Genomic DNA, 619 nt, shown 5'->3' on the forward strand with positions numbered 1-619 from the left:
ACGTGGAGCAGCGTGCGCCGTATCACCGGCATGCGGCTTCTCTTTGAGCTGCGAGGCAAAGTACAGCGCCAGCATGATCAGAAATACCGCAAACGCCGTATGCAGCAGATGGGCATCGAGGCCCGCTGCAAAACGTGCGGCAACGTAGGTCGCCGCCATCGAAAACACGCAGATCAGCGCGACGGAACGCAGATGCACCGGATGCCGCTGGTGATAGCGCCAGAAGCCGATCAGCACATTGGGCGCAATCATCACCAGCGCAGTGCCCTGCGCCAGGTGCTGGTCCATTCCATACAGATAGCCCAGCACAGGAATGCCGATCAGCCCGCCGCCAATGCCGAGCAAACCGCCTGCAACGCCAAGGCCCATGCCGAGCAGCACATTGACCAGAGCCGTGAGAACCGCGTGAGACGCCATGCCGACAAGAAAGGGGGGACGAGAAACAAACGCGGCGGCGCGCTGTATCCGCTACAGCGCGCCGCCGGAAGTGAAGCTCGAATTGTAGCGCCCGTCGTCACGCAGGGGTCTACGCAAGATGCGCAGCGAAGCCTGATTTCCCGGGTGCGATTCCATCCCGCAACGTGAGCGCCGGAATCTCGCAATCACCCGCATTCTGCCG

At 62.0% G+C, this 619-nt stretch carries 1 protein-coding gene; it reads right to left on the reverse strand.

All coding sequences use genetic code 11. The annotated features are described in order from the left end of the window. Positions 1 to 417 (reverse strand): sulfite exporter TauE/SafE family protein (locus tag D1614_RS28295; protein ID WP_147384390.1); only part of this gene is annotated, 417 nt, incomplete at its 3' end. Positions 418 to 619: the final 202 nt, after the last annotated feature.

The sequence above is a fragment of the Maribellus luteus genome, assembly GCF_003576475.1.
Taxonomy (GTDB): domain Bacteria; phylum Bacteroidota; class Bacteroidia; order Bacteroidales; family Prolixibacteraceae; genus Draconibacterium; species Draconibacterium luteum.